This is a genomic window from Aeromonas sp. HMWF014, from assembly GCF_963878295.1.
Classification (GTDB): Bacteria; Pseudomonadota; Gammaproteobacteria; order Enterobacterales; family Aeromonadaceae; genus Aeromonas; species Aeromonas popoffii.
The window spans coordinates 3,410-7,508 of record NZ_CAWNYS010000262.1 but is presented as its reverse complement, the minus strand read 5'-3'; the positions used below and the strand labels follow the sequence as shown (position 1 = coordinate 7,508).

The window sequence follows — 4,099 nt, the reverse complement described above, 5'->3', positions numbered from 1 at the left end:
GCATGGCATGCAAGAGGTCCGCGGTTCGATCCCGCGTAGCTCCACCAATTTCTTGTAACAAGAAGCCAAAAGGCCACCGTTATCGCGGTGGCCTTTTTGTTTTGGCTCATTTTTCGTCCAGCCCGTCTCTTGCCCGTAAAAAAGCCCGCATCGCAGCGGGCTTTTGGCGTGATGGCAATGCCGCATCAGCCGCGGCGACGACGCCAGGCCAGCGGCAGCAGGGCCAGCAGCAGGGCGCCCATGGCACCGCCGCCGCCATTGCTCTCTTCTTTCAGCTTGAGATCGACGATGATGGGATCATGGTCGGAGGCGCTGAACGGGTTGCCGGACTTGATCATGTCGCCGCTGAAATCACGGCCGTACTCGAACAGGTTGCTTTCGAACGAGTTGATGTGCCAGTCGGCGACCGCGATGACCTTGCTGGCCAGCGCCGGGTTGGCGAGGGCATAGTCCAGGGTGCCAAGTTCGGCCTCGTAGCTGTAGGAGATGGCCTTCTCCTTGTTGAACTTGACGTTCATGTCGATCAGGCCGTAGCCCTTGCTCACCTCGCTGCCGGTCTGTTCATAGACCTGATCGCCGAGGAAGGTCTGGGAAGCGGAGACTATCTTGCGCTGACCCTCGGTCGGCACATAGTCGGTCAGCACCCTGATCGCATCTTCCCTGGCGTAGGAGTTGAAATCCCCCACCAGCAGCACCTGGCCCGGCAGCGTGCTCACCGCCTCGCCCAGCACCTTGGCGGCACTGACCCGGAACTCGGTGCACTTGCCTTGCAGATCGGCCGGCTCCTTGCCATCCAGGTTCTCCAGGCAGCCGGATCCCTTTGACTTGAGGTGGTTGACCACCAGGGTCAGCGGCTCCTTGCTGCCCTCGACGGTGAAACGCTGCACCAGAGCGTCACGCTGGGAGGCCTGTTTCTCGACCCCTTTCGCGTCCTGGTATTTTTGTACCGGCAGCGCGATGACGCTGGCATCCCCCTGCGGCATCAGCCTGGCGGGTCGGTAGATCATGGCCACCATGATGGCGTCGTCACCGAAGAAGCGCTCGTTGCCAAGCAGCGCCTTGGGCAGGGCCACGAAGGCGTACTGCTTGCTGGCATCCTTCTGCCGGGCGTTGAGGCTTTGCACCAGATCACTGATGGCGGAGTGGCTGTCAAAGCCATTGTTCTCCATCTCCATCAGGCCGAGCAGGTCGGCATCCATCTCTGTGATGGCGTTGACTATCTTGGTGCGCTGCAGCTGGAAGTCCTCCAGGTTCTTGGCACCGCGGTTGCAGCCCTTGGCGCCGTCCGCATCCGCCTGATCCTTGCACAGTACGTTGAGTGCGCCACCCACGCTGGAGTGGCTGGTGAAGTAGTTGAGCACGTTGAAGCTGCCGATGCGCAAGTCGGTGCCATCGGCACGGGCCGGAGCGCTCTGGCGATCGTTGTCGCTGGTGCGCAGCAGATCGCCGGCGGTGATCACCTGATCCTGCGGCACTATCAGCCGGTATTCGTTGTAGCTGTAACCCACCAGTGCATCCAGATTGACCGGGGCGTCGCCGATGCGCAGGTAATCCTGCTCCGGCTCCCAGCCCGGCAGCCAGGGCAGCTTGCCATCGGCGGCCTTGAAGTCGGATTCGAGGAACACCCGGTTGTTGGCGTTGGCCTTGGCCAGTGCCTTGGCGGCCTTGCTGTCTGCATCGTGCAGCTGGGTCGGCTTCATCAGCGGCGCCTGGTGGGAGAGCACCAGGTTGTTGCGTTTGGCGGCGTAGTCATAGCTGAAATTGCGGCTTATCTTGAGCGCGCTGTCGGCATCCAGCCGCACCCGCATCCCTTCATGACGCTCCAGCGCCCGGGCCATGGTCTCATTTTCCAGTACCCGCAGCGGCACGGCGGCAGGGGCCGCCCTCTGGGCGAGGACTTGCAGGCGCGGGATGCCGCTGTCAACGACCGGCTTGAGCTGGGTGTGGTTGTAGTACTCCTCGACCTTGGCCTCAAGGCAGACTTCGGCGCCCGGCTTGATGTCCGGGTACTTGCTGGCGAAGTGCTTGTCATTGAGGTAGACGAAGATGCCGTCCGAGGTCTGGGGGTTGCCATCACCCTGCACATCTTGCAGGTAGAACCCCTTGTTGAGGCTTTCGCCAAGCGCGGAGACCACCGCCTTGACCATGACGCTCTGGGGGCTCTCGAACTTGTCGCTGGGAATGAGCGGACTCTTGTTGCCACTGCCCTGAATGACGGGAATGGGGGTGAGGAGACTGTCAGCCGGGCAGCTGAAGCTGGCGGCATGGAGGGATGGGGAGGCGATCGCAATCCCCACGGCCAGCGACAGCAGGGTACGTGTTCCTTTCATAACGGTTCCTTTTTTATTTTTTGCCAGTGTTTCCATCGCCTTGGCTCATCGGCCAAGGGCGCGCATTGTCACATTTCTGGCATGCCATACCAGTGAGCCAACGCACATTACGGGGATGCAAATGAGAGCGCTCTCGGTTTTTTTGACTTGGCTAACAGTATGAAATTAATGACAAAAAAGTTAACTCAACCCAGGCAGCAACTGTGATCTGGCTGGCATCCACATATTTTTCTTCGAGAATGAAGATTGAGGCCCGGTTGCTTGATTTCTATACTCATCTTGTTCCTCACGGAACCCAGATAAAGGGCAATCCGGCCGAGATGCCGGGACGCAATGCCTCCGGTCTCCAGCTCAGTCGAGTTCGAGTGCGGGGCTTCCTGAGGGATGGTGGAGTCGTGGCAGGTCCATTGCCAGTTGTCTGCCCCCATGACGCAGGTTGCGATTGTTCTTTGTCCTGGTGACCAATGCCAAGACAAAACAAGGAAGAAACAATATGCAACAGACCTTTAGGTCCAGCAGGCTTGCCATGCTTGTGGCCCTGGCTGCCATGCCCGCCGGGGCACAAGCCGTGTCTTATCCCGCCTATCAGGCTGGCACCGCCTACAAGAGTGGCGATGTGGTCAGCAATGCAGGCTCCCTCTACGAATGCAAGGAATTTCCCTACTCCGGCTGGTGCGGGGCCTCGCCCTATCACTATGCCCCCGGGGTGGGGGTGGTCTGGGCCGATGCCTGGAAGCTCTATGGCGGCGAGGTGCCACCACCGGTGCTCGGACTTGCAATCAGTTCGCTCGCCTCTGGTAGCGTTTTCAACGAGGGCGCCCCCGTGGCTTTGGCGGTGACCCTGAGCGGCAACAGTAGTGCCTTGGTCAAGGTCGAGTATCTGGTCGATGGCAAGCAGGTCGCATTGAGCAGTGCATCACCCTGGTCTGCCAGCTGGGTCGCCACCGGTGTCGGCCCCCATCAACTCACATCTCGTGGGTTGGACAAGGGTGGCAAGCTGCTGGGCGAGGCAAATGCCAGTTTCAACGTCAACGCCGTGGTCGCGCCGGAGGCGCCCAGGGTGAGCATCAGCAGCCCGACCAGCGGCGCCAAGGTGACCCTGGGTCGCAGCGTGGCGGTCAGTGGCAAGGTCACCGATGCCAACAATGACGTGGCCAGAGTCGAGCTCTATGTGGATGGCAAGAAGGTGGGCGAGGACGTCAGCGCCCCCTGGCAGGTCAACTGGACGCCCCAGAGCAAGGGGGCTGCCGGCCTAAAGCTGGTAGCGACCGACAAGGAAAATCTGGTGGGCGAGTCGGCCCAGGTTGATCTGCAGGTAGAAGAGGCGGCTCTGCCGCCCACAGGGGGCAACCTCTCCTGCGATATCCGTCAGATCTATCGCCCGGACGGTTACGAGTGCATGGGGGATGATCATGCCCGCCGGGTCATCGGCTACTTCACCTCCTGGCGCACCGGCAAGAATGGCCTGCCCGCCTATCTGGTGAGCGACATCCCCTGGGACAAGATCACCCACATCAACTATGCCTTCGCGGCGGTGGATGAGCAGAGCCACCTGATCAAGGTAGACGACGCGGCCACCAAGATGACCTGGAGCGGGGTTGCGGGTGCCGAGATGGATCCTGAATTTGCCTACCAGGGCCACTTCAACCTGCTGTCGAAGTACAAGAAGCAGTATCCGGACGTGAAGACCCTCATTTCGGTCGGGGGCTGGGCCGATACCCGCGGCTTCTACACAGCCACCACCAAAGGCGACTGCTCGGTCAATACTG

General features: G+C 60.7%; 2 protein-coding genes and 1 riboswitch. Of the genes, one reads left to right on the top strand and one right to left on the bottom strand.

Going from position 1 to position 4,099, the window contains the following annotated elements:
- Positions 1-185: 185 nt before the first annotated feature.
- Entirely contained in the window at positions 186-2,330 is a 2,145-nt protein-coding gene (locus AAC083_RS10620; RefSeq protein WP_108536563.1) for an ExeM/NucH family extracellular endonuclease, read from the bottom strand.
- A gap of 295 nt (positions 2,331-2,625) precedes the next feature.
- Positions 2,626-2,711, top strand: a riboswitch (cyclic di-GMP riboswitch).
- Between the two features lie 145 nt (positions 2,712-2,856).
- Between AAC083_RS10620 and AAC083_RS23020 the strand changes: the two genes are divergently transcribed.
- The coding region (locus AAC083_RS23020; protein WP_258224656.1) for an Ig-like domain-containing protein at positions 2,857-4,099 on the top strand (1,243 nt) is incomplete at its 3' end.